The 23,996-nt window shown below is 64.6% G+C and carries 22 protein-coding genes and 3 tRNA genes; 21 read left to right on the top strand and 4 right to left on the bottom strand.

Translation table 11 applies throughout. The features are described from left to right. Positions 1-184: 184 nt before the first annotated feature. Positions 185-1,801 carry an L-aspartate oxidase gene (nadB, locus tag NMQ16_RS01445; protein WP_257078703.1) on the bottom strand — a complete coding sequence of 539 codons (1,617 nt, stop codon included), beginning with the start codon at positions 1,799-1,801 and terminating at the stop codon, positions 185-187. Positions 1,802-2,053: 252 nt separating this feature from the next. Here nadB and rpoE point away from each other — a divergent pair, with 252 nt between their 5' ends. The 20 genes from rpoE (at position 2,054) to NMQ16_RS01345 (ending at position 16,793) form a co-directional block, all read left to right on the top strand. Next, the gene (gene rpoE, locus NMQ16_RS01440) at positions 2,054-2,653 is read left to right on the top strand and encodes an RNA polymerase sigma factor RpoE (RefSeq protein WP_069040772.1); all 600 of its coding nucleotides are present in this window, start codon (positions 2,054-2,056) and stop codon (positions 2,651-2,653) included. Between the two features lie 5 nt (positions 2,654-2,658). Continuing rightward, a complete protein-coding gene (locus NMQ16_RS01435; protein ID WP_257078702.1) occupies positions 2,659-3,183 on the top strand; it encodes a sigma-E factor negative regulatory protein in 525 nt (174 codons plus the stop codon). After that, positions 3,180-4,148 (top strand): MucB/RseB C-terminal domain-containing protein, encoded by a 969-nt coding sequence (locus tag NMQ16_RS01430; RefSeq protein ID WP_257078701.1) that lies wholly within the window; start codon positions 3,180-3,182, stop codon positions 4,146-4,148. Before NMQ16_RS01435 ends, NMQ16_RS01430 begins: the two co-directional genes overlap by 4 nt. Further along, positions 4,148-4,576 carry a SoxR reducing system RseC family protein gene (locus NMQ16_RS01425; protein ID WP_257078700.1) on the top strand — a complete coding sequence of 143 codons (429 nt, stop codon included), beginning with the start codon at positions 4,148-4,150 and terminating at the stop codon, positions 4,574-4,576. The genes NMQ16_RS01430 and NMQ16_RS01425 overlap by 1 nt, the downstream gene beginning before the upstream one ends. After that, positions 4,573-6,027 carry a DegQ family serine endoprotease gene (locus tag NMQ16_RS01420; RefSeq protein WP_257078699.1) on the top strand — a complete coding sequence of 485 codons (1,455 nt, stop codon included), beginning with the start codon at positions 4,573-4,575 and terminating at the stop codon, positions 6,025-6,027. The genes NMQ16_RS01425 and NMQ16_RS01420 overlap by 4 nt, the downstream gene beginning before the upstream one ends. Further along, positions 6,024-6,287 carry a glutaredoxin family protein gene (locus NMQ16_RS01415; protein WP_257078698.1) on the top strand — a complete coding sequence of 88 codons (264 nt, stop codon included), beginning with the start codon at positions 6,024-6,026 and terminating at the stop codon, positions 6,285-6,287. Before NMQ16_RS01420 ends, NMQ16_RS01415 begins: the two co-directional genes overlap by 4 nt. 73 nt (positions 6,288-6,360) lie before the next feature. Beyond that, a complete protein-coding gene (gene lepA, locus NMQ16_RS01410; protein ID WP_257078697.1) occupies positions 6,361-8,154 on the top strand; it encodes a translation elongation factor 4 in 1,794 nt (597 codons plus the stop codon). 18 nt (positions 8,155-8,172) lie between these two features. Beyond that, on the top strand, positions 8,173-8,985 hold the full coding sequence (gene lepB / locus NMQ16_RS01405; protein ID WP_257078696.1) for a signal peptidase I: 813 nt from the start codon (positions 8,173-8,175) through the stop codon (positions 8,983-8,985). 26 nt (positions 8,986-9,011) lie between these two features. Continuing rightward, positions 9,012-9,377 (top strand): DUF4845 domain-containing protein, encoded by a 366-nt coding sequence (locus tag NMQ16_RS01400; RefSeq protein WP_257078695.1) that lies wholly within the window; start codon positions 9,012-9,014, stop codon positions 9,375-9,377. Between the two features lie 4 nt (positions 9,378-9,381). Beyond that, positions 9,382-10,059: a ribonuclease III gene (gene rnc, locus NMQ16_RS01395; protein WP_257078694.1), complete on the top strand. Its 678-nt coding sequence runs from the start codon at positions 9,382-9,384 to the stop codon at positions 10,057-10,059. Then, the gene (gene era / locus NMQ16_RS01390; RefSeq protein WP_257078693.1) at positions 10,056-11,018 is read left to right on the top strand and encodes a GTPase Era; all 963 of its coding nucleotides are present in this window, start codon (positions 10,056-10,058) and stop codon (positions 11,016-11,018) included. The genes rnc and era overlap by 4 nt, the downstream gene beginning before the upstream one ends. A gap of 58 nt (positions 11,019-11,076) precedes the next feature. Continuing rightward, entirely contained in the window at positions 11,077-11,811 is a 735-nt protein-coding gene (gene recO, locus NMQ16_RS01385; RefSeq protein ID WP_257078692.1) for a DNA repair protein RecO, read from the top strand. A gap of 3 nt (positions 11,812-11,814) precedes the next feature. Then, positions 11,815-12,570: a pyridoxine 5'-phosphate synthase gene (locus NMQ16_RS01380; protein ID WP_257078691.1), complete on the top strand. Its 756-nt coding sequence runs from the start codon at positions 11,815-11,817 to the stop codon at positions 12,568-12,570. Beyond that, entirely contained in the window at positions 12,567-12,956 is a 390-nt protein-coding gene (gene acpS / locus NMQ16_RS01375) for a holo-ACP synthase (RefSeq protein ID WP_257078690.1), read from the top strand. Before NMQ16_RS01380 ends, acpS begins: the two co-directional genes overlap by 4 nt. Further along, positions 12,953-13,987 carry a beta-N-acetylhexosaminidase gene (nagZ, locus tag NMQ16_RS01370; RefSeq protein ID WP_257078689.1) on the top strand — a complete coding sequence of 345 codons (1,035 nt, stop codon included), beginning with the start codon at positions 12,953-12,955 and terminating at the stop codon, positions 13,985-13,987. The genes acpS and nagZ overlap by 4 nt, the downstream gene beginning before the upstream one ends. 33 nt (positions 13,988-14,020) lie before the next feature. Next, entirely contained in the window at positions 14,021-15,802 is a 1,782-nt protein-coding gene (gene uvrC / locus NMQ16_RS01365) for an excinuclease ABC subunit UvrC (RefSeq protein ID WP_257078688.1), read from the top strand. Between the two features lie 4 nt (positions 15,803-15,806). After that, positions 15,807-16,379, top strand: a complete 573-nt coding sequence (gene pgsA, locus NMQ16_RS01360) for a CDP-diacylglycerol--glycerol-3-phosphate 3-phosphatidyltransferase (protein WP_257078687.1) — start codon at positions 15,807-15,809, stop codon at positions 16,377-16,379. 82 nt (positions 16,380-16,461) lie between these two features. Next, positions 16,462-16,537, top strand: a tRNA-Gly gene (locus NMQ16_RS01355). 68 nt (positions 16,538-16,605) lie between these two features. Further along, a tRNA-Cys gene (locus tag NMQ16_RS01350) sits at positions 16,606-16,679 on the top strand. Between the two features lie 38 nt (positions 16,680-16,717). After that, positions 16,718-16,793 (top strand) — tRNA-Gly (locus NMQ16_RS01345). 64 nt (positions 16,794-16,857) lie between these two features. Here NMQ16_RS01345 and NMQ16_RS01340 read toward each other — a convergent pair. The 3 genes from NMQ16_RS01340 to NMQ16_RS01330 are packed head-to-tail and all read right to left on the bottom strand — an operon-like array spanning position 16,858 to position 19,375. Continuing rightward, positions 16,858-17,940 carry a calcium/sodium antiporter gene (locus NMQ16_RS01340; protein ID WP_257078686.1) on the bottom strand — a complete coding sequence of 361 codons (1,083 nt, stop codon included), beginning with the start codon at positions 17,938-17,940 and terminating at the stop codon, positions 16,858-16,860. A gap of 29 nt (positions 17,941-17,969) precedes the next feature. After that, positions 17,970-18,494: a DNA-deoxyinosine glycosylase gene (locus NMQ16_RS01335; RefSeq protein ID WP_257078685.1), complete on the bottom strand. Its 525-nt coding sequence runs from the start codon at positions 18,492-18,494 to the stop codon at positions 17,970-17,972. Next, complete coding sequence (locus NMQ16_RS01330) at positions 18,494-19,375, bottom strand: tetratricopeptide repeat protein (RefSeq protein ID WP_257078684.1); 882 nt, start codon at positions 19,373-19,375, stop codon at positions 18,494-18,496. The genes NMQ16_RS01335 and NMQ16_RS01330 overlap by 1 nt, the downstream gene beginning before the upstream one ends. A 539-nt stretch (positions 19,376-19,914) precedes the next feature. Here NMQ16_RS01330 and purL point away from each other — a divergent pair. Continuing rightward, complete coding sequence (gene purL / locus NMQ16_RS01325; RefSeq protein ID WP_257078683.1) at positions 19,915-23,913, top strand: phosphoribosylformylglycinamidine synthase; 3,999 nt, start codon at positions 19,915-19,917, stop codon at positions 23,911-23,913. Positions 23,914-23,996 lie beyond the last annotated feature (83 nt).

Genomic DNA, 23,996 nt, shown 5'->3' with positions numbered 1-23,996 from the left:
CGGTTGAGCGAAGCGGGACAGATGTCGGTCTGCCGAGCCGACGGATTGATCGCAACAGGTCGCCCCGTGACAGGGCGAATGGGCTGCCGGTGGGTATCGCTGCGCCTGCGCGCGGATGAGGGCGCAGGCTGCACGCTGATGCTGTTCGGCGACCAGTTCGCCGCTTCGGACGACTTCCGGTGCCTCAGGCGCTGGCTGCGTGCAACACTTCCTGATGACGCACACGACGCGGACGCAGGATGGTCGGGCTGGCGATCGCGCTGGTTTCCGGGTAATCGAGACTGAAATGCAGTCCGCGGCTTTCGTGCCGCTGGATGGCACTGCGCACGATCAGATGCGCGGTGAGCACGAGGTTGCGCAGCTCGATCAGGTCGTTGCTGATCCGGAAATGGGCGTAGTACTCGTCGATTTCACGCTCAAGCAGGCGGATTCGGTGCAGCGCGCGTTCGAGCCGCTTGTTGGTGCGCACGATGCCCACGTAGTCCCACATGAAGCGACGCAGCTCGTCCCAGTTGTGAGCGATCACCACCTGCTCGTCGGCGTCAGTCACGCGGCTTTCGTCCCATGGCGGCAGTATCGCCGGCGCGACCCGTTTGCGCGAAAGGATGTCCCGCGTCGCTGCGGTGGCGTACACCAGGCATTCGAGCAGCGAATTGCTGGCCAGCCGGTTGGCACCATGCAGTCCGGTGTATGTGGTTTCACCGATTGCGTACAGGCCATCGACGTCGGTGCGGGCGCGCTGGTCGACCTTCACCCCGCCGCAGGTGTAGTGAGCTGCCGGCACGACCGGAATCGGCTGCCGTGTAATGTCGATGCCCAGTTCGAGACAGCGGGCGTGAATGTTCGGAAAGTGACTGACCAGGAAATCGGCCGGCTTGTGCGACACGTCGAGATACACGCAGTCCAGGCCGCGCTTCTTCATTTCGTAGTCTATGGCCCGTGCCACGACGTCGCGCGGTGCCAGTTCGGCACGCTCGTCGTGCGCCGGCATGAAGCGCTCGCCATCCGGCAGGCGCAGCAGGCCGCCTTCGCCACGCATCGCTTCGGTGATCAGGAAGGATTTTGCATGCGGGTGATAGAGGCAGGTCGGGTGGAACTGGATGAATTCCATGTTGCCGACGCGGCAACCCGCGCGCCACGCCATCGCAATGCCGTCGCCGGTCGCAGTGTCCGGATTGGTCGTGTAGAGATAGACCTTGCCTGCGCCGCCCGTGGCGAGCACGACGACCGGCGCCGCGAAGGTGATGACGTCACCGGTTTCGATGTCGAGGATGTAGGCGCCGGCGCAGCCGATTTCAGGGCGACCGATCTTCCATCCGACGATCAGATCGACGGCAAGATGGCGTTCGAAGATGTGGATGTTGGGGTGACTGCGCACCTGGCCGGTCAGCGTGGTCTGGATCGCCGACCCCGTTGCGTCATCGACGTGCACGATGCGGCGGTGACTGTGACCGCCCTCGCGTGTGAGGTGATAACCCAGTTCGCCCTGCGCATCACGCGTGAATGGCACGCCGCGCGCGATCAGCCATTCGATCGCTTCACGGCCGTGCTCGACGACGAAGCGGGTGGCCTCCTCGTCACACAGGCCGGCGCCGGCGACCAGCGTATCGCGCAGGTGGTGATCGACCGAATCGGCGCTGTCCAACACGGCCGCGATGCCGCCCTGGGCCCAGCTCGAAGCCGAGTCCTCGACCTGTTTCTTCGTGATCAGCGCAACGCGCTGCCCTGCCTCGGCAAGGCGGAGTGCAAGCGCCTGCCCGGCGAGTCCGCTTCCAAGTACCAGCGCGTCGAAATTCAACACGGGAAAGAGCCGTTCGATAAAGCGCGCACTATATCGCAGCGCGCCGCCCGGCAAGCTTTTCTGCGCTCGACCGCAAACTTTTGCATTGCCCGTCATTGACCGGATGAACTTTGTGGGGACGCCCCGGTCTGTTGCAGCATGGACGCGACCCTTACTCCCCTTCAAGCAGTACTCAGGCCTGAGCGCTCGGATATACTGCGCGCCAGTTCAAATGCCGTACCGGTGAAAGATCCGGGCAAAGCAACCGCACAGATGAGCGAGCGAGAAGTTGACCAGTTGCTGGTCGAGCGGGCGCAGCGTGGTGACAAGCAGGCCTTCGGCCTGCTTGTCACCAAGTACCAGCGGAAGCTCGGCCGACTGCTTTCCAGACTCATACGTGACCCGGCCGAGGTGGAGGACGTCGCGCAGGAAGCCTTCATCAAGGCTTACCGCGCACTGCCGTCGTTTCGCGGCGAAAGCGCGTTCTACACGTGGCTGTACCGGATCGGCGTGAATACTGCGAAGAACTATCTCGTATCGCAGGGGCGACGTGCGCCGACAAGCACTGAATTCGATTCGGAAGAAGCTGAAAACTTTGACGACAGCGATAATCTGCGCGACATCAACACACCGGAACGTCTGCTGCTGACCAAGCAGATCGGCGAAACAGTGAATGCTGCGATGGACGCTTTGCCGGAGGAATTGCGCACCGCGATCATGCTGCGCGAACTCGAAGGCATGGCATACGAAGAAATTGCGACCGTGATGGACTGCCCTATCGGGACCGTGCGTTCGCGTATTTTCCGCGCTCGCGAGGCGATATCGGAAAAACTGCGGCCGTTGCTCGACACGGCACCTGACAAGAGGTGGTAAGACCCATGAAAGAAAATCTGAGCGCGTTGATCGACAACGAACTCGAAGAACGACAGGCCCAGCAGGTGCTCGATCGCCTGCATGCAGACGGTGACCTGCGCGACGAATTTGCGTTGCAGGTTGCAGTCGGAGACGCCCTGCGTGGAGACATCGGACTTGGCGCGACGTTCACGGCGTCGGTCATGAGTAGACTTGACGACGAGCCGACGGTGCTGGCTCCAGTCATGCGTCGATCGGCGGCGGCCAGCCCCAGGCGCATGTGGATGTCCGCAGCCGCCGCCGTTTCCGGCGTCGCACTCGTGTCCTGGCTGGGGCTCGACCTGATGCCGGCCGGTGCTCCGGTGCAGATGGCGGCCACCACCCCGGCGGTGGGTTACACGCCGCAGGTACGGGCTGCCGTTGTCAGCAATGACGCACCTTTGCGTGCCTATGTTGTCGCACACCACGGCTACTCGCCTACCGGGAGCATGCAGGGCGTTGCGCTCTACGCACGCGGTGTTTCGGATGTTTCGGCCGACGACCGTCGATGATCTTCCGCGCAGTCTGCTTGCTGGCTGCCCTGATCGGCGGGCCGGTCGCTTGGGCGCAGAGCCAGGCTGAAGCGCTTTCCATGTTGAGCCGGGCGGTCACCGCCTCGCAGAACATGTCCTACGCAGGCACCTTCGTATACCAAAGCGGTGCCAACGTCGAAACGTCCCGCATTGCGCATTATGTCGACGCGGACGGCAGTTCCATCGAACGTCTCGAGGTACTCGACGGCAGTCCGCGGGAGGTCGTGCGCATCAACGACGAGGTGCGCTGCTACCTGCCGAAAGAAAAGATCGTCATCGAAGACCGGCGGGGTTCGCGCAAGACTTTCCCGTCGCTGCTTCCGGAATCGATCAACGCGCTGAGCGAGTTTTACGCAATCAAGCGCGGAGCGCCCGGCCGGGTAGCAGGGTTCGAGACGCATTCAGTGTTGCTTGAACCCAAGGATGGTTTCCGTTTTGGATACGTGTTCTGGATCGAGGCGCAGACTGGCCTGCTGCTCAAGGCGCGCATGGTCAATGAACGCGGCGAGGCGATCGAGCAGTTTGCTTTCGCACAACTTGAAATAGGGCTTCCGCTCAGCCGCGAGGATGTCCGATCGCGCATGGCGGCGATGTCGGAGGGCTGGGCGGTACATTCCGCCAGCACGACCACAGGTCAGAATGTGGATGTCGGCTGGGTGGCCAGCGCACCGGTGCCGGGGTTCCGGCAGATTGCCGGCATGCGCCGCTCGCTCGGCCCGGACCGTCCGGACATGGTGCACATGGTGTTTTCTGACGGCCTCGCTGCGATATCGGTGTTCATCGAACCGTTCCGCAAGGAAGACGGCAACTTCATCGGACCGATGAAGCACGGCGCGGTGAACGTGTTCAAGCGCCGGGTGGGCAACTTCATCGTCACCGCACTCGGCGAAGTGCCACCGCACAGCTTGCTGCGCATGGTCGAGGGCGTGGAGCAGAAGCGCTGATGGACATCCGGCAGGGTCGGGTGCGACGCGTCGCCGGTCGCCTTGCCTGGGTGGACGTCGTGCGCAGCAGCGGCTGCGGCCGCTGCAACGATGTCGGTGGCTGCGCTCAGGCCTGTTCAGCCCGTCCGACCACCTACGTGATTCCGATATCGCACGCGGTTGCAGAAGGCGACCGTGTCGAGGTTTCGGTTCCGCAAAATGCCCCGCTGGTCGCCGCGCTGATGACCTATGGCGTCGGTCTCGCCGCTATGTTCGCCGGTGCGCTGCTTGCGCGCGTCGTCGTCGGTAGTTCGGATCTGGCGGTTGCAGCCGGTGCCGTTACCGGCCTTGCAGCATCCGTGTTGTGGCTTCGACGTGTGCAACCGCGTGCCGAGCTGCTGCCGGCGATCCGTGCCGTTCCGCAAACCCGAACCCGTCCGGAATCATGAAAGCATTCATTGCCGCGTTGTTCCTGAGTTTCGTCACGACGTTTGTCACGGCTGCGGCGCCGACGCAGCCACCCGCACCGCGCCAGTTGCCGGATTTTTCCGAGCTGGTCGAGCGGCAGGGGCAGGCGGTCGTGAACATCAGCACGACGCAGAAGGTCAGCACGCGCGCCATGCCGCAGATGCCGCCCGGCATGGACGAAAATGACCCGATGTACGATTTCTTCCGTCGCTTTGTGCCGCAGCAACCTGGCGGCCCGGGATCACCGGATGCGCGCTCGCTGGGATCGGGCTTCATCGTGTCGGCCGACGGCTACCTGCTGACCAATGCGCATGTCGTTGATGAAGCGGAGGAAATCACCGTCAAGCTCAGCGACAAGCGCGAATTCAAGGCGCGTGTGGTTGGCGCCGACAAGCGCACCGACATTGCGGTGCTGAAGATCGACGCTACGGGTCTGCCAATGGTGAAATTCGGCGACGCAGCCAAGCTGCGCGTCGGCGAGTGGGTGGTGGCCATCGGTTCGCCGTTCGGCTTCGAAAGTTCGGTCACGGCCGGCATCGTGTCGGCCAAGGGGCGCTCGCTGCCGCAGGAAAATTTCGTGCCGTTCATCCAGACCGATGTGGCGATCAACCCGGGCAATTCCGGCGGTCCGCTTTTCAACCTGCGCGGCGAAGTGGTCGGCATCAACTCCCAGATATACAGCCGCAACGGTGGTTTCATGGGGCTGTCGTTTGCGATCCCGATCGACGTCGCGATGGACATCCAGTCGCAACTGCGTACCAACGGGCGCGTGCAGCGCGGGCGCATCGGCGTCGTGATCCAGGAGGTGACAAAGGAACTCGCGGATTCCTTCGGCATGAAGCGGCCGGAAGGCGCGCTGGTCAGTTCTGTCGAACCGCGTGGCCCGGCCGAAGTCGCCGGTATCGTGCCGGGGGATGTCATCCTGCGTTTCGACGGCAAACCGGTGGAAGGATCGGGAGATCTGCCGCGACTGGTCGGCGGTACCAAGCCGGGCGCATCGTCGATCGCCCAGGTGTGGCGCAATGGCGCCACGAGCGACATCGCGGTCACGGTAGCCGAACTGAACGACGATCAGGCCGATCCGCGACGCAGCCGCCGTGGCGGCGGTGCTCCGGAAGCGGCACCGCAGTCCAACCGCCTGGGTCTGGTGCTGTCCGAAGTGACGCCGCAGCAGCGGCGCGGCATGCAGATCGAAGGTGGCCTGCGGGTGGAAAACATCACTGGCGGCGTCCGGTCGGACCTGCGCATCGGCGACGTCATCCTTGCCGTCATTGCGCGTGGCAAGCAGACGCCCGTGTCCACGCTGGACCAGTTCAACAGCATCCTGTCCGGCATGGAACCGAAGATCGGCCTGACCGTTCTGGTCCGGCGGGGCACCAACCAGACCTTCCTGACACTGCGCGTGCCGAACGGTCAGGACGCGGAGAAGTGAATCTGCCGCCACATGCGCCGGCGCTGACGCTCTATCTGCGTCGCTGGTGTCATCTGTGCGACGATCTGCTCGAGCAGCTGACACCGATGATCGCGCCGCTTGGCGTCGAAGTGCGCGAAGTCGACATCGACGAGCACCCGGAATTCGAAGCCTCCTATGGCGAACACATCCCGGTGCTGTGCGCCGGCGAGCGCGAACTGTGCCGTCACCGGCTTGATCCGCAGGCGGTGCAGGCCTATCTGCTAGAATCGCGGGCTTGATCTCGTCGGTCCGGCTGACCAGACAAGGGTGCCGCCAAGGGCACCCTTTTTCATTCCTGTTTCCAATCTGACGATGCAGCACATCCGAAACTTTTCCATCATTGCCCACATCGACCACGGCAAGTCCACGCTGGCCGACCGTCTGATCCAGCGCTGCGGCGGCCTGTCCGACCGCGAAATGGAGGCGCAGGTCCTTGATTCGATGGATCTGGAGCGCGAACGCGGCATCACGATCAAGGCGCAGACCGCGGCCCTGCGTTACAAGGCCAACGACGGTCAGATCTATCAGTTCAACCTGATCGACACCCCGGGCCATGTCGACTTCTCCTATGAAGTGAGCCGTTCGCTGTCCGCCTGCGAAGGCGCGCTGCTGGTGGTCGATGCGTCGCAGGGCGTCGAGGCGCAGACGGTCGCCAACTGCTACACCGCGCTTGACCTGGGCGTGGAAGTGGTGCCGGTGCTGAACAAGATCGATCTGCCGCAGGCGGATCCTGAGAATGCGCGCCAGGAGATCGAGGACGTCATCGGCATCGATGCAACCGATGCGATCCAGTGTTCCGCCAAGACCGGCCTGGGCATCGACGACATCCTCGAAATGATCGTCGTGCGCATCCCGCCGCCCAAGGGTGATCCGGCGGGGCCGCTGAAGGCTCTGATCATCGATTCCTGGTTCGACAACTACGTCGGCGTCGTCATGCTGGTGCGCGTGGTCGATGGTGCATTGAAACCCAAGGACCGGATGTTGTTCATGTCGACCGGGGCGCAGTACCAGGTCGATCAGGTCGGCGTGTTCACGCCCAAGTCCCTGTCGCGCGAAAGCCTGTCGGCGGGTGAGGTCGGTTTCGTCATCTGCGGCCTGAAGGAACTGAAGGCAGCCAAGGTCGGCGACACCATCACGCTGGCGGATCACCGTGCGCCCGAGCCGCTCCCCGGCTTCAAGGAAATCAAGCCGCAGGTGTTTGCCGGACTGTACCCGGTGGAAGCCAGCGAGTACGACCAACTGCGCGAGTCGCTCGAGAAGCTCAAGCTGAATGATGCATCTCTGCAGTACGAGCCGGAAGTGTCGCAGGCACTGGGTTTCGGTTTCCGCTGCGGCTTTCTCGGCATGCTGCACATGGAAATCGTGCAGGAGCGGCTGGAACGCGAATTCGACATGGATCTCATCACCACGGCGCCGACCGTGGTGTACGAGGTGCTGATGAACGACGGCAGCATCGTCATGGTCGAGAATCCGGCCAAGCTGCCCGAAGTATCGAAGATGTCGGAGATCCGCGAGCCCATCATCAAGGCGGTCATCTTCCTGCCGCAGGAATATCTGGGTGCGGTGATCACGCTGTGCGAGCAGAAGCGCGGGCAGCAGGTGAACATGCTGTATCACGGCCGTCAGGTGCAGCTCACCTACGACCTGCCGATGGCCGAGGTGGTGTTCGATTTCTTCGACAAGCTCAAATCGGTGTCGCGCGGTTACGCTTCGCTAGACTACGAATTCAAGGAATACCGCGCAGCGGACGTGGTGAAGCTCGACATCATGGTCGCCGGCGAAAAGGTCGATGCCCTGTCAGTCATCGTGCACCGGGCCAACGCGCAATACCGCGGCCGCGAAGTGGCGGCCAAGATGCGCGAGCTGATTCCGCGCCAGATGTTCGACGTGCCCGTGCAGGCGGCGATCGGGGTGCACATCATTGCGCGCGAAACGATCAAGGCGTTGCGCAAGAACGTGCTGGCCAAGTGCTACGGCGGCGATATTTCACGCAAGAAGAAGCTGCTCGAAAAGCAGAAGGCCGGCAAGAAACGCATGAAACAGGTAGGCAACGTCGAAATACCGCAGGAGGCGTTCCTCGCCGTACTGCGCGTCGACGACAAATAAAAAGACTGGATCCGAATCTTGAATTTCGCACTCATCCTTTTCGTGCTTTGCGTGGTGACCGGCATCCTGTGGGGCCTGGACCGCATGGTGTTCGCGCGCAAGCGGCCGGCCGGTGCGCCGGACCCCTGGTGGGTTGAATACGGCGCAAGCTTCTTCCCCGTCATCATCGTCGTGTTCGGGCTGCGAAGTTTTGTCGTCGAGCCGTTCCGCATACCGTCCGGATCGATGATTCCGACGCTGCTGATAGGAGATTTCATCCTGGTGAACAAATTCACCTACGGCGTGCGTCTGCCGGTGCTGCACGACAAGATCATTCCGATGAATGATCCGCAGCGCGGGGATGTGATGGTGTTCCGCTACCCGGCTGATCCGTCTGTCGATTACATAAAGCGCGTGGTCGGCCTGCCCGGCGATACTGTGGCCTATCAGAACAAGCGGCTGACCATCAACGGTGTCGAAGTCCCGCTGCAACCTGCGGAAGACTATTTCCACAGCGAGCGCGCCTACTACTCCAGTCGCTTCAGCGAAACCCTGGGTGACGTGCAGCACCACATCCTGAACGACCGCGATGCGCGGGCCGACATTCCGACCGCACTCGATTTTCCGGGGCGCGAAAACTGCGTCTACAATCGCGAGGGTGTGCGCTGCGAAGTGCCGGCTGGCCACTATCTGGTGCTGGGAGACAATCGTGACCAGAGTGCCGACAGCCGCATCTGGGGTTTCGTGCCGGACAAGAACATCGTGGGCAAGGCTTTTTTCATCTGGTTCCACGCGGACACCATCCTGCCGCCGAAAGGCATCGATTTCGGCCGTATCGGCAGCTTCAGGTAGTTTGATCGCATCATGAGGAGCAACAGATGCTGCGCAAGCAATCCGGTCTGAGTCTGGTGGGATTCCTGTTCGTTGCCGGCGTCATCGGCATCGTTCTGGTGCTCGGCATGAAGACGATTCCGGCGGTCATCGAGTACTACACCATCCTGAAGAACGTGAATGCCATCGTGAAAAACGGCGAGATCAAGAACGGCACGGTGGCTGACTACCGCAACGCCTTCGCCAAGCGATCCATCATGGACGAGATGTCCAGCGTCACGCCGGCGGATCTCGACATCATCAAGGACTCGAACGGCGTCGAGGTCTCGTTTGCCTATGACCGCAAGGTGCACATGTTCGGCCCTGTAAGCATCCTGTTCGAATTCGAAGGGTCGGCCACCGGGCCGAACTGACGTCGTGACCTCCGCCGGGCAGATCGAGCAGGGGCTCGGCCACGTCTTCGAATCGAAGCACTTGCTGACCCAGGCGCTGACCCATCGCAGTTTTTCCGCTACGCACAACGAACGGTTCGAGTTCCTCGGCGACGCGGTGCTCGACTGCATCGCGTCCGATCTGCTGTGCGAGCGCTTCCCGGAGCTTCCGGAAGGCGTGCTGTCCCGTCTGCGTGCCAATCTGGTCAAGCAGGACACGCTGGCCGACATGGCGTGCGAACTCGATCTCGGCAGCGCACTGAGGCTTGGAGAGGGCGAGGTGAAGACCGGTGGCCGCTCCCGGCCATCCATCCTCGCCGACGCACTCGAAGCGCTGATCGGCGCAGTGTTCATCGAAGCCGGGTATGGCGCGGCGCGGCAGACGGTCGAGCGGCTGTTCGGCGCGCGTCTGACCGGTCTGAACCCTGACCTCGATTCGCGCGACCCGAAAACCGCACTGCAGGAATGGCTGCAGGCACGACACAAGCCGCTTCCGGTCTATGAAATCAGCGCCGTGACGGGTGCGGCACATGCCCAGGCCTTCCGCGCGCGCTGCCGCGTCGAGGCGCTGGGCCTCGCGACCGAAGGCGAAGGCAGCAACCGGCGCACCGCCGAACAGGCCGCCGCATCGCGCGCGCTCGAACAACTGCAGGGACAGACATGAACGATTCCATTGCGGACAGCGAATTGCCGGACACGCCGCCCGATGCATTGCCGACCGCGCAACCGGCCACTCCGCCGATCACCCACTGTGGCTTCATTGCCATTGTCGGCCGACCCAATGTCGGCAAATCGACGCTGATGAACCGTCTGATCGGCCAGAAAGTGAGTATCACCTCGGCCAAGGCACAGACCACGCGGCACCGCATACACGGCGTGCTGACCCGTGACGCCCGTCAGTTCGTGTTCGTCGATACGCCCGGTTTCCAGACGAAACACCGCAATGCGCTCAACCGCGTGATGAACCGCTCGGTGACACAGGCGCTGGCCGACGTCGACGTGATCGTGTTCGTCATCGAAGCAGGCAAGCTGACCGAAGCCGATCAGGAAGTGATTGCGCTGCTGCCGAAAGACCGGCCGGTGCTGCTGCTGCTGAACAAGACCGACAAGGCGGGTGATCGCGCAAAGCTGCTGCCCTTCGTCGAACGCATTGCGAAGCTGCACGACTTCCACGCCATCCTGCCGGTCAGCGCCCAGCGTGGCGACGGGCTCGATGCGCTGATGAAGGTGGCCGGCGAACTGCTGCCTGAAGGCCAGGCCATGTTCGACGCCGACGACTTCACTGATCGCAGCGAACGCTTTCTCGCCGCCGAGTACATCCGCGAGAAGCTGTTCCGGCAACTGGGCGACGAACTGCCTTACGGTCTGGCGGTCGAGATCGAACGCTTCGAGGCGGAAGGCAATCTGCGCCGCATCGCCGCGGCCGTCATCGTCGGCCGCGAGGCGCACAAGGGCATCGTGATCGGCCGCAGTGGCGAGGTCCTCAAGACCGTCGGCAGCGCGGCGCGGCATGACATGGAAAAGGTGTTCGACTCCAAGGTGTTCCTCGAACTGCACGTGAAGGTACGCAGCGGCTGGGCCGACGACGAGCGCGCCCTGAAAAGTCTGGGTTTCGAGCCGTGAGCGTAGCGCCGGTGCCTTCCGCGCGGTGGTGCAGCGCGCGCTGCCGGAAGGCGTTCAGGTGAGTTCGGGCAAGCAGCGGGTGGACGGCCAGCCCGCCTTCCTGCTGCAGGCCCATCCCTACCGCGAAACCAGCCTGGTGGTCGACGTGTTCAGCCGCGATTTCGGCCGCATCGGTCTGGTGGCACGTGGCGCCAAGCGACCGCGTGCCGCGCTGCGCGGAGTGCTGGTGGAATTCCAGCCGCTCGAACTGGGCTGGTTCGGTCAGGGCGAGTTGCGCACGCTGGCGCGCGCCGAATGGCAGCGCGCATGGCCGATGCTGTCCGGACCGCGGCTGCTGCTGGGCTACTATCTGAACGAATTGCTGCAGCGCCTGCTGGCACGCGAGGACGCGCACCCGGCGCTGTTCGACCGCTATGCCGACACGTTGCAGAAGCTGGCGCTGGCACCGGGCGAAACGGCCGGTCATCAGGTGTTGTTGCGCAGCTTCGAGAAGTCGCTGCTGCAGGAACTGGGTTACGGTCTGACGCTTGACGTCGACGCGCACGGCACCGCGCTGGCTGGAGATGCCTCCTACCATTACGTGCCCGATCAGGGCCTTGTGGCAGGCGACGCGCAAGCGCCGCATGTCGTCGGCCTCACGGGCGCGCAGGCGCTGGCGATCAGCGGTGACGATTACGGCGATCCGCAGGTCGCGCGTCTGGCCAGAACATTGATGCGCACGCTGATCGCCCACTATCTGCAGGGGCAGGAACTGCGTACCCGGCGTGTATTCATCGAATTACAGGATCTCTGACTCATGATCGAACTCGGCGTCAATATCGACCACGTTGCCACATTGCGCCAGGCGCGCCGCACCTACGAGCCGGATCCGGTGTGGGCTGCAGTGGAGGCGCATCTGGGCGGTGCCGACGGCATCACCGTGCATCTGCGCGAAGACCGTCGTCACATCCAGGACGACGACGTGCGCCGGCTGCGCGATCTGGTGCACATCAAGCTCAATCTCGAAATGGCGGCCATCGATGAAATGGTCGGCATCGCATGCGGGCTGAAGCCGGAAATGGCCATGCTGGTGCCGGAAGGGCGGCACGAGGTGACCACCGAAGGCGGACTGGATATCGTGTCGCAGGAAGAGCGGCTGCATGGCGTGGTCGGCCGCCTGCGCGACGCCGGCATCGTCACCAGCGTATTCATCGACGCCGAACTGCCGCAGATCGAAGCGGCAGCGCGCATCGGTGCCCAGGTGTGCGAGGTACATACCGGCCCCTACGCACACGCCTTCCACGGTTTCGGCCGCGATCGCGAATCGCAGCCGGTGGCGGTTGAACTGGACAAGGTGCGCGCCGCCGGCAAGGCGATCCGCGATCTGGGCATGCGTTTCAACGCCGGTCACGCATTGAACTACGCCAATGTGCAGCCGGTGGCCGAACTGCCGGGCGTGCGCGAACTGCATATCGGCCATGCCATCGTCAGCCGTTCGGTGTTCGTCGGCCTGCGCGAGGCGGTGCGCGAAATGAAGCAACTTATGCGAGAGGCGGCGGGGAGGGCGGCATGATTTTCGGTGTAGGCACTGATCTGTGCAGCATCGCGCGGCTGGAACGGCTGGTCACGCGCAATGGCGAGGCGCTGGCACGGCGCATTCTGGCTGTGTCCGAAATGGTCGAGTTCGAGCGCGCACGCGAACCGGCACGTTTTCTCGCCAAGCGTTTCGCGGCCAAGGAAGCTCTCGGCAAGGCGCTCGGGACCGGGGTGCGTGCGCCGGTGCTGCTGCGCTCCATCGCCGTGACGCATGATGACCTCGGCAAGCCGGTGTTCCTGTTTGACGAGTTGCTGACGCAGTGGCTGGACCAGCGCAGCCTGCATCCGCATCTGTCGCTGTCGGACGAGGTCGCGTACGCGCTGGCCTTCGTCGTGGTCGAGCGCACGGAGACCCCGGCATGAGGCATACGCCACCCGGTCCGGTCATGCTCGACGTGGCCGGCTTCGAACTCGACGCCGAAGACCGCGAACTGCTCGCGCATCCTTCGGTCGGCGGGCTGATCCTGTTTGCCCGCAACTTCGCCGATGCGCGCCAGCTCGCGGCGCTGACCGAAGCCATCCACGCCGTGCGCACACCGCCGCTGCTGATCGCGGTCGACCACGAGGGCGGTCGCGTACAGCGTTTCCGCAGCGATGGCTTCACCCATCTGCCGGCGATGCGCACGCTGGGCACACGGTACGAAGTCGATGCCACCGCAGCGTTGGGCGAAGCGCGCGCCGCCGGATTCGTGCTGGCCGCCGAACTGCGTGCGCTCGGCGTCGATCTGTCGTTCACGCCGGTGCTCGATCTCGATTTCGGTGCCAGCGCCGTCATCGGCGACCGTGCGTTTCACGGCGATCCGGCCATCGTCGCCGCACTGGCCGGCGCGCTCGCCGAGGGCCTGCGCGCGGCCGGCATGAAGTCGGTCGGCAAGCACTTTCCCGGTCACGGCTTCGTCGCCGCGGATTCGCATGTCGCCATCCCGGTCGACGAACGCGAATTCGACACGATCTGGCGCACCGACATCCAGCCCTATCTGCAACTGGGCCGGCAGATCGATGCCGTGATGCCGGCGCACGTCATCTACCCGGCGGTCGATGCGCTGCCGGCGGGCTTCTCGCGCAAGTGGGTGCAGGACATCCTGCGCGGCCGGCTCGAATTCGACGGCGTGGTGTTCAGTGATGACCTGTCGATGGAAGGTGCATCGGTCGTCGGTGACGTTGTCGCGCGCGCGGAAGCGGCGTGGGACGCCGGCTGCGACATGGTGCTGGTGTGCAATGCGCGTGATCAGGCGATCCGGCTCATTGACGGCTGGCATCCGGCGCCCGACGCCGAGCGCAGCGCACGCGTGGCGTCGCTGCTGCCGAAGCAGCCGTTCGGCGACCGTACGCAGCTCGCGCAGGACACACGCTATCGCGATGCGCTCGATCAGGTGCAGCGGCTCACCGCCTGACCGGCCGGCCGTACAGTCCAGCATGCCGGCCCGATGAGCGTGTTCGACGCCAAGACCTATCTGCAGACGCTGAGCGAGGCGCCCGGCGTGTATCGCATGATCGGTGCCGACGAAGAAGTGCTCTACGTCGGCAAGGCGAAAAACCTGAAGCGGCGCGTGTCGTCGTATTTCCAGCGCACCGCGTCGAGCCCGCGCATCGGCATGATGGTGTCGCAGGTGCAGCGGGTGGACACCACGGTCGTACGCTCCGAGGCCGAAGCGCTCATCCTCGAGAACAACCTCATCAAGAGCCTGCGGCCGAAGTACAACATCCTGTTCCGGGACGACAAGTCCTACCCCTACATCAAGCTCACGCAGGATGCCTTCCCGCGCATCGCCTTCTTCCGCGGCACGGTGGGACGCGATGCGCGCTACTTCGGGCCGCTGCCCAGCGTGTGGGCGGTGCGCGAAACGATACAGCTGGTGCAGCGCGCCTTCCTGCTGCGCACCTGCGAGAACAGCGTGTTCGCCAACCGCTCGCGGCCCTGCCTGCTGCACCAGATCCACCGTTGCTCCGCACCCTGTGTCGGCAAGGTGTCGAAGGCCGATTACGACGAGGATGTGCGGCTGACCAGCCTGTTTCTGAGCGGGCGGCACAGCGAGGTGATCGACCGGTTGTCCGACCAGATGAATGCGGCCGCCGAGGCGCTTGCGTTCGAAAAGGCGGCCCAGGTGCGCGACCAGATCAAGGCGCTGAGCCGTGTGCTGCACAAGCAGTACGCCGACAGCGCGCGCGACGAGGATATCGACATCGTGGTCGCGGTCGAACGTGACGGCACCGCCTGCGTCAATCACGCGATGGTGCGCGGCGGTCGCCACCTGGGCGACCACGCGCATTTCCCGGCCGCCGGGCAGGGCAGCGAAGCCGACATGCTCTGTGCCTTCCTCGCCCAGCACTTCGCCGCCCAGCCGCCGCCGGGTCGCGTCATCGTGAGTGTGCTGCCGGAAGACGATGCCGAAGCGCCCATTCCCGACACGGCGCTGGCACTGGCGCGCAACGAGCGCGAGCGCGCCTGGGCTGACATGGCCCTGAAGAACGCCGAGATCGCGCTGCGCGTGAAGCTCGACGCCGGCGCGCGCGCGACGCACCGCGTGCGCGCGCTGGTCGAGGCGCTGGAGCTGGACGTGGCCCCCGAGCGCATCGAATGCTTCGATATCAGCCACACGATGGGCGAAGCCACGGTGGCGTCCTGCGTTGTGTGGGCAAACGGGGCGATGCGCAACAGCGAATACCGTCGCTACAACATCGAAGGCGTCACGCCCGGCGACGACTACGCCGCGATGCGACAGGTGCTGACGCGCCGCTACGAGAAGGTGGTCACCGGCGAAGGTGTGCGGCCTGATCTGGTGCTGATCGATGGCGGCAAGGGGCAGTTGGGCATCGCAGTCGAGGTGATGGCCGAACTCGGGCTCGATCTGCCGCTGGTCGGCGTGGCCAAGGGCGTGGAGCGCAAGATGGGTGCAGAAGAGCTCATCCGTCCTGGCGTCGAGGCGGGGCTGGTGCTCGGGCCGGAGCATCCGGCGCTGCACCTGATTGCCGAAATTCGCGACGAAGCACACCGTTTTGCCATCGCCGGCCACCGTGCGCGGCGCGAAAAGAAGCGCCTCACCTCGACGCTGGAAGACATTCCGGGCATCGGTCCGGCGCGCCGCAAACGGCTGCTGACAACCTTTGGCGGACTGAGCGGCGTGCGCAATGCCACGGTCGAAGACCTGTGTCGCGTGGAAGGCATCAGTCGCAAACTGGCCGAACAGATACAGCGGCAGTTAAACTGACTCCATGTTCACCGTACCGACCGCGCTCACCTGGGCGCGCATCCTGCTGATTCCCCTGTTCGTCGGTGTGTTCTTCCTGCCCGAGCGCACGCTGGTGATGGCCGACAAGAACCTCACCGCAACGCTGGTGTTCATCATCGCCGCGGTGACCGACTGGCTCGACGGCTACCTCGCACGCACGCTGAACCAGACCTCCGCCTTCGGTGCCTTCCTCGATCCGGTGGCCGACAAGCTCATGGTGGCCGCGGCATTGATCATGCTGGTGCAGTTGCAGCGTGTCGACACGATCGTTGCGTTCGTCATCATCGGGCGAGAAATCACCATCTCGGCGCTGCGTGAATGGATGGCCAAGGTCGGTGCTTCGCGCAGCGTCGCAGTGTCGATGATAGGCAAGGTGAAGACGACCGCGCAGATGACGGCCATCCCGATGCTGCTCTATTACGAACCACTGCTCGGCATCGACATTGCCCCCATCGGCCGCTGGCTGATCTGGATCGCTGCGGTGCTTACGGTGTATTCGATGGTGTATTACATGCGCCGAGCCTGGCCCGAACTGCGCGCGCGCAAGGCGCTCTAGATCGAGTCTTGCCGAGCCGGCGAAATTGTTCGCCGCATGTCTTGACAGGTTTTCTGCCAGACCTATAATGCGCGCCTGTCTTGCGGGAATAGCTCAGTTGGTAGAGCGCAACCTTGCCAAGGTTGAGGTCGCGAGTTCGAGTCTCGTTTCCCGCTCCAAGATATTCAAATGGGGGAAGTCCTGCTTCCCCCTTGTTGTTTGCAGCCAGTCAGATGGCGGCACCACCGGCGAGGTGGCAGAGTGGTCATGCAGCGGCCTGCAAAGCCGTGGACGCCGGTTCGATTCCGACCCTCGCCTCCAGTACATCTGTCGGATAACCCGCCCGGGTCATCCGCACCGCGGGAATAGCTCAGTTGGTAGAGCGCAACCTTGCCAAGGTTGAGGTCGCGAGTTCGAGTCTCGTTTCCCGCTCCAGACAAACAAAAACAGGAAGCTGAGCTTCCTGTTTTTGTTTGTTGGTTCCGTTCCGACCCCTTTGCTACACGCCCGTCCTGCGCCCGCGCAGATGCCGCACCACGATGATGACCAGCGTGATTGCGGTCAGCGGCAGCGCGATGGTCTGCATCACGAAGGCGTAGTCGCCGAGTGCGTCGTGGTCCTTGGCGGCCATGATGAGATAGAGCGTGTAGGCGACGTAGTAGGCGAAGAACAGCGCGCCTTCCCAGCGGGCGATCAGGTTGCCGGTCATGAAGATGGGCAGGCAGGCGATGGCGACAGCGGTCATCACCGGGATGTCGAAAGCCAGCATGGAGGCTGGCAATGTGAGCGCGCTCGGTGCCACCAGTGACGACACGCCCAGCGCGCACAGGATGTTGAAGGTGCAGCTGCCGACGACATTGCCGACCGCGATGTCGCGCTGACCACGCAGTGCCGCGGTGACCGACGCCGCCACCTCCGGTAGCGAAGTGCCGGCTGCGATGATGGTCAGCCCGATCACCGCTTCGCTAAGGCCGAGCTGCCGCGCAAACACGATGGCTGCTTCGACCAGCAGGTTCGATCCAAGGACCAGCAGGCCCAGTCCTGCCACGATAAGCACGAGCTGCACCGGCAGCGTTGCATCCCAGCCGGTACTTTTCTCTCCGACGCTGTCCGCATACTCGTCGTTGAGCGCCTTGGTCTGCCGGCGGCTCTGGATGATCAGGAATGTGGTGTAGCCGATCATCAGCGCGACGAAAATCGCGCCGTCAGAAAAGGATACGCCGCCATCCAGCGTCAGTGCGGCGAACAACAGTGATACGCCGATCATGATCGGCACTTCCTGGCGGATGAGCTGCTTGTCGACCAGCAGCGGCGTGATCATCGCCGACAGACCGAGGATGAACAGCACGTTGAAGATGTTGCTGCCGACAACATTGGCGACCGCCATGTCGGTCTTGCCGTTCCAGGCCGACTGCACCGACACCGCCAGTTCCGGCGAACTGGTGCCGAAGGCGACGATGGTGAGTCCGACCACCAGCGGCGAAAGGCCGAAGGACAGCGCCAGTTTCGAGGCGCCGCGCACCAGCAGCTCGGCGCCTGCGATCAACGCGACAAGGCCGAGGCCGAACAGCAGGAAAGTCATGTAGTCGTATCCATAGAATTCAAGGCGGCTCAGACCACGTCCATGGCTGAGGGTTGCAGGGCGGTCCGCCAGGCCAGCAGCTTGTCGGCTGCCGACAGGCCGGCGTGGGCCGGGCTGGTCGACGGCAGTCTCAGCATGTCGAGCGGGCGGACGTGCGGCATCACGTCGCGCCGGAAGCAGGCTTCGGCCAGCGCGCCATTGAACAGTACGCGCCGGATGCCGGTGTGGCGCCCAAGAAACGCGGCGAAATCGTTTGCCTGGGCCGAGCGCAGATCGATCGCCGAATCCAGGCTGCCGCGTCGCTCGCAGCTCGAAAGCACGTCCCACAGCGCGAGGCCGGCGCCGGTCAGCATCGCCAGCCGTTCGGTGTAGGGCAGTGCGGGGTGGGCGCCAAACAGGGCACCCATGATGGACCAGAACTGGTTGCGCGGATGGGCGTAGTACTGGTTGGCGTCAAGCGATGCCGCACCGGGCATCGAGCCCAGGATGAGGACGCGCGCGGTCGCCGGATCGGCCACCGGGGCGAAGCAGCGGATGCGCGTGCCCTCCGCCATCACTTGTTCAGCACGGCCGCCAGTTCGCGGCGGTAGTGGCGCACCAGCGGGTGGTCGCTGCCGAGCAGGTCGAACAGATCGATCAGCGTGCGCCGGCCGGCATCGTCGCCGAAATCCCGGTCGCGTCTGACCACTTCGAGCGCCTGCTTCATCGCGCCCTCCCAGTCCTCTTCCGCCGCGTGCAGCGCCGACCATTCGAGGCGTGCCGCAAGGTCATCCGGGTTGCGTGCAATGCGCGCCGCGTAGTCGTGGTCGGCGTCGCCCGGCTGGCGCCGCGCGACGGCGATGCGCGCGTACAGCGTGCCGACGCGCGCGCGGTCTGTCATGTCGCCCGGAAGCGCATCGAGTGCGGCCTGAGCTTCGTCCAGCTTTGCCTGTGCGATCAGCGCCTCTACCCGGCCCAGCATGGCCGGTTCGAACAGCGGATCGAGGTCGAGCGCGGCCTCGTTCAGCGCCAGCGCCGTGTCTGCATCACCACGCAGCAGCGCGGCGCGCGCCTCGTCGCAGGTCGGTTCGGCCGGCGACGGCAGCAGGGCGTCGATGAATTCGCGCAGTTCGCGATCCGGCAGCACGCCAGTGAATTCATCGACCATCACGCCGCCGACGAAGGCCTTTACATTCGGAATACCGCGCACGCCGAAGCGGCGCGCCAGCTCCGGGTTGTCGTCCGAGTTGATCTTGGCCAGCCGCACCCGGCCGGCGTAACTGGCGACCAGCGCTTCGAGCCGCGGCGTCAGCGCCTGACAGGGCTGACACCAGGGCGCCCAGAAATCAACCAGCACCGGCATGCGCTGTGACGTGTCGATCACATCGCGCTGGAAATTGGTCAGGGTGACTTCGATTACGTCGCCACCTGCCGCGTCGGGGGCGTCGGGATGCATGTTCATTCCTCGTGAAAATCGTCGATCCGGACTGCAGTCTGCAGCCCATACCTTCAGATGCGATGGAGCATACAAACATCAAGCCCGGGCGGGGGGGGCGATGTTGCGCCGGGGATATGCGTAAGCTGAGGGGCGGACGCTTCGGGAAAGGCCTTGAGGGAGAGGCTATGTGGGAGCGGACCTTGTGGGAGCGGCGGCCTCGCCGCGATCGTGCCGCGATGGTCACATTGCAGCGTGCGGATCGCGGCGAGGCCGCCGCTCCCACAGCCCAAGCTCCCACAAGCCCAAGCTCCCACATGCCGTCGCCTCACGCCGCTTGCACGGCCAACGCCGCCTTATTTTCCGCCGCAATCCCGCGCCACGAGGGCTGCGGGTGCCAGCGGTCTGTCCGTCAGGGCATGCGCTGGATGAGCGACCGGCGAATTGCGAACAAAACGCCCGCGCAACGATCCGACTGCGGTGACCGGTGCCCCCTATATATAATCGCGAATTCGGATCCGCGTGGCGGTGTCCGGCGTCCATTCCTCCAGTTTCCCCTCATGACCCTCATTCTGAAGCTCCGCGGTACCCCTGCATTTTCCGAGGCGCGTCTGGCGCGCCTGGCTGATGACTGTCGCTCGACGGTCGGCAAGGTGCGTGAAGTGCGCGCGACGCAGCACTTCTTCGTCGAATGCAGTGCGGCACCGGGTGCCGGCGAACTGGCGCAGCTGCACGCGCTGCTGGCGGCCGAACCGGCAGCCATGCCGGCTGCGGGTGCGCTGCTGGTGACGCCAAGGCTGGGCACGATATCGCCCTGGTCGTCGAAGGCGACCGACATTGCGCACAATTGCGGGCTGACGAGCGTACTGCGCATCGAGCGCGGCGTACTGTACGAGATCGAGCTGTCGCGAGGCCTGCTGGGCACGGCGTCGCTCGACGCGGCCGAGCGTGCGGCGCTGTCGTCGAAGCTGCACGACCGCATGACCGAATCGGTGCTGGGCAGCCTGGACGAAGCCGATGCGCTGTTCAGCCATGTGCCGCCGCGCCCGCTGGTCAGCGTGTCGCTCGGAGACGGTGGCAGGGAGCAGGGCCGCGCCGCGCTGGTGCAGGCCAACAGTGCGCTCGGTCTGGCGCTGTCCGACGACGAGATCGACTATCTGTTCTCGGCGTATTCGAAGCTCGGCCGCGATCCGACCGACGTCGAGCTGATAATGTTCGCGCAGGCCAACTCGGAGCACTGCCGGCACAAGATTTTCAACGCGAGCTGGAACATCGATTACGCGACGCAGGACCTGAGCCTGTTCGGCATGATCCGCGAAACCCACCGCGCAACGCCGCAGCACACCGTGGTGGCGTATTCGGACAATGCGGCGGTGATCGAAGGCGCAACGACTGCGCCGGTCGACCGCTTCTACCCGGGGCGCGACGGCCGCTGGGGCTGGCATGCCGAGTCGATGCACTTCCTGGCCAAGGTCGAGACGCACAACCATCCGACCGCGATTTCGCCCTTTGCCGGCGCCGCGACCGGTGCCGGCGGCGAGATCCGCGACGAGGGCGCGACCGGCCGCGGTGCAAAGCCCAAGGCGGGTCTGGCCGGATTTTCCGTGTCCAACCTGAACATCCCGGGCTTCGAACAGCCGTGGGAGCGGGTGGATGGCGTGCTTTACGGCAAGCCGGAGCGCATCGCCTCCGCGCTGCAGATCATGATCGACGGCCCGCTCGGTGCGGCGGCGTTCAACAACGAATTCGGCCGGCCCAATCTCGCCGGCTATTTCCGCACCTTCGAGCTGCCTTTCATGGGCGAAATGCGCGGCTATCACAAGCCCATCATGATCGCCGGCGGCATCGGCAACATCAGCGCGCGCGACGCACTGAAGATCGTGTTTCCGGCCGGCACTAAGCTGATCGTGCTGGGCGGCCCGGCCATGCTGATCGGTCTGGGTGGCGGCGCGGCATCGAGCATGACCACCGGTACCAACACCGCCGATCTCGACTTCGCGTCGGTGCAGCGCGGCAACCCGGAAATCGAGCGCCGCGCGCAGGAAGTGATCGACCGCTGCTGGCAGATGCAGGACGACAACCCCATTCTTGCGGTGCACGATGTCGGCGCCGGCGGTCTGTCGAACGCGCTTCCCGAGCTGGCGCATGGCGCCGGCCACGGTGCCTGGTTCGATCTGCGCGCCATCCTGAGCGAAGAGTCGGGCATGAGTCCGGCCGAGCTGTGGTGCAACGAATCGCAGGAACGTTACGTGTTGGCGATCGCGCCCGAACGCGTCGACGACTTCCGCGCCCTGTGCGAGCGCGAGCGCTGCCCGTATGCGGTGCTCGGCGAGGCGACGCCGGACGGCCAGCTGACGGTCGAAGACCCGCACTTCGGCACCAGGCCGGTCGACATGTCGATGGACGTGCTGCTCGGCAAGCCGCCGAAGATGCACCGTACCGTGCAGCGCCGCCCGGCCTTTGCGCCGCCGATGGACGTCGCCGGCTATGACCTGAAGGACACCGCCTACCGCGTGCTTAGCATGCCGTCGGTCGCCAGCAAGTCCTTCCTGATCACCATCGGTGACCGATCGGTCGGCGGCCTGACTGCGCGCGACCAGTTCGTCGGCCCCTGGCAGATGCCGGTGGCGGATGTGGCCGTGACCAGCGCAGGTTTCAGCGGCTACCAGGGCGAAGCGTTCGCGATCGGCGAACGCACGCCTGTGGCGCTGCTGAGCGGCCCGGCATCCGGTCGCATGGCGATCGGCGAGGCGATCACCAATCTTGTCGCCGCCGACGTGCGCAGCTTCGACCGCATCAAGCTGTCGGCCAACTGGATGGCCGCTGCCGGGCACAAGGGCGAAGACGCCGCGCTGTTCGATACGGTGAAGGCGGTGGCCATGGATTTCTGCCCCGGGCTCGGCCTGTCGATTCCGGTCGGCAAGGACAGCCTGTCGATGAAGACGCGCTGGACCGAGGGCGAGGGGGATGAGGCGAAGCAGAAGGAGGTGGTGTCACCGCTGTCGCTGGTCATCACCGCGTTTGCGCCGGTCGGCGATGTGCGCAAGACGTTGACGCCGCAGCTGCTGATCGACCCCGAGGTCGACACCGAACTGCTGTTGCTCGATCTCGGCCAGATGAAGAACCGCCTCGGCGGCTCGGCGTTTGCCCAGGCCTATGGCGTGGTGGGCGAACATGCCCCGGACGCCGACGCGGTGCTGCTGGGCCGCTTCCTGCCGGCGATCAACCGCCTGCGCGACGCAGGCTACCTGCTGGCGTATCACGACCGCTCGGACGGCGGCCTGTTCTCCACGCTGTGCGAAATGGCCTTCGCATCTCGGGTCGGTCTGTCGATCAACCTCGACACGCTGGCCTACGACCCGCTGCTGGTCGACGTCGATTCGCTGGCCAAGAAGCCGGACGCGGTGCGCGGCCGCTTCAATGACCGCACCTTCTCGGCGCTGTTCGCGGAGGAACTGGGCGCGGTGATCCAGATCCGCGTCGCGGAGCGTTCGAAAGTGATGGATGTGCTGCGCGAAGCCGGACTTTCCGGCGTGACGCACGGCATCGGCAGCCCGAACGATCGCGACGAAATCCGTCTGTGGCACAACGCCAAGGTCATCTTCAGCGAAGCGCGCAGCGATCTGCTGAAGGCGTGGAGCGAAGTCAGCCACCGCATCGCCGCACTGCGCGACGACGCGAGCTGCGCCGAAGAGGCGTTTGCACTGCTCGACGACAAGGATGACATCGGTCTGTTCGCTGCGCTGACCTTCGATCCGCAGGAAGATGTTGCAGCGCCCTTCGTGAGCAGCGGAAAGCGGCCAAGGATCGCCATCCTGCGCGAGCAGGGCGTGAACGGCCAGGTCGAGATGGCGGCCGCCTTCGACCGCGCCGGCTTCGAAGCGCATGACGTTCACATGTCAGACCTGATGGCCGGGCGGGTCAAACTGGCCGACTTCAAGGGTCTGGCCGCCTGCGGCGGTTTTTCGTACGGCGACGTGCTTGGCGCGGGTGCCGGCTGGGCCAAATCCATCCTGTTCAACGCGCAGCTTCGCGACGCCTTCGCCGAATATTTCAACCGCGAAGACACGTTCGCGCTCGGCGTGTGCAACGGCTGCCAGATGATGAGCCAGTTGCGCGACATCATTCCGGGCGCGGCACACTGGCCGCGCTTCGAGCGCAACCGCTCGGAGCAGTTCGAGGCGCGCTTCACGATGGTCGAACTGGTCGAGTCGCCGTCCATCTTCTTCCGCGGCATGTCCGGGTCGAAGCTGCCCATCGCGGTGTCGCACGGCGAAGGGCGCGCGGTGTTCGACGACCTGCAGGCGCAGTCGCTTGCCCGCGTCGCGATGCGCTACATCGACCACGACGGCAAGGTCGCGACGCGCTATCCGCGCAATCCGAACGGCTCGCCCGACGGCATCACGTCGGTCACCACCGATGACGGCCGGGCCACCATCCTGATGCCGCACCCCGAGCGCGTTTTCCGCAGCGTGCAGATGAGCTGGCATCCGGAACACTGGGGCGAGGACAGCCCGTGGATGCGCATGTTCAGGAATGCACGGGCCTGGGTGGGCTGATCCGAGCTCGGCTTGTTCCGGGGGGGCGTGCGCGACTGACCTCAATCTCCAGAGGGAGCGGCCCTTGTGGAAACGGCGGCCTG

This window comes from Methyloversatilis sp. XJ19-49, assembly GCF_024580145.1.
Taxonomy (GTDB): Bacteria; Pseudomonadota; Gammaproteobacteria; order Burkholderiales; family Rhodocyclaceae; genus Methyloversatilis.
Note: the sequence above shows the minus strand (reverse complement) of the source record. Positions and strands in the feature narration are given on the sequence as shown.

Coding starts and splice junctions, on each gene's coding strand:
- rpoE (WP_069040772.1), top strand. CDS start 2,054: ATGAGCGAGCGAGAAGTTGACCAGTTGCTGGTCGAGCGGGCGCAGCGT.
- NMQ16_RS01435 (WP_257078702.1), top strand. CDS start 2,659: ATGAAAGAAAATCTGAGCGCGTTGATCGACAACGAACTCGAAGAACGA.
- NMQ16_RS01430 (WP_257078701.1), top strand. CDS start 3,180: ATGATCTTCCGCGCAGTCTGCTTGCTGGCTGCCCTGATCGGCGGGCCG.
- NMQ16_RS01425 (WP_257078700.1), top strand. CDS start 4,148: ATGGACATCCGGCAGGGTCGGGTGCGACGCGTCGCCGGTCGCCTTGCC.
- NMQ16_RS01420 (WP_257078699.1), top strand. CDS start 4,573: ATGAAAGCATTCATTGCCGCGTTGTTCCTGAGTTTCGTCACGACGTTT.
- lepA (WP_257078697.1), top strand. CDS start 6,361: ATGCAGCACATCCGAAACTTTTCCATCATTGCCCACATCGACCACGGC.
- NMQ16_RS01400 (WP_257078695.1), top strand. CDS start 9,012: ATGCTGCGCAAGCAATCCGGTCTGAGTCTGGTGGGATTCCTGTTCGTT.
- era (WP_257078693.1), top strand. CDS start 10,056: ATGAACGATTCCATTGCGGACAGCGAATTGCCGGACACGCCGCCCGAT.
- NMQ16_RS01380 (WP_257078691.1), top strand. CDS start 11,815: ATGATCGAACTCGGCGTCAATATCGACCACGTTGCCACATTGCGCCAG.
- acpS (WP_257078690.1), top strand. CDS start 12,567: ATGATTTTCGGTGTAGGCACTGATCTGTGCAGCATCGCGCGGCTGGAA.
- nagZ (WP_257078689.1), top strand. CDS start 12,953: ATGAGGCATACGCCACCCGGTCCGGTCATGCTCGACGTGGCCGGCTTC.
- uvrC (WP_257078688.1), top strand. CDS start 14,021: ATGAGCGTGTTCGACGCCAAGACCTATCTGCAGACGCTGAGCGAGGCG.
- pgsA (WP_257078687.1), top strand. CDS start 15,807: ATGTTCACCGTACCGACCGCGCTCACCTGGGCGCGCATCCTGCTGATT.
- NMQ16_RS01340 (WP_257078686.1), bottom strand. CDS start 17,940: ATGACTTTCCTGCTGTTCGGCCTCGGCCTTGTCGCGTTGATCGCAGGC.
- NMQ16_RS01335 (WP_257078685.1), bottom strand. CDS start 18,494: ATGGCGGAGGGCACGCGCATCCGCTGCTTCGCCCCGGTGGCCGATCCG.
- NMQ16_RS01330 (WP_257078684.1), bottom strand. CDS start 19,375: ATGCATCCCGACGCCCCCGACGCGGCAGGTGGCGACGTAATCGAAGTC.
- purL (WP_257078683.1), top strand. CDS start 19,915: ATGACCCTCATTCTGAAGCTCCGCGGTACCCCTGCATTTTCCGAGGCG.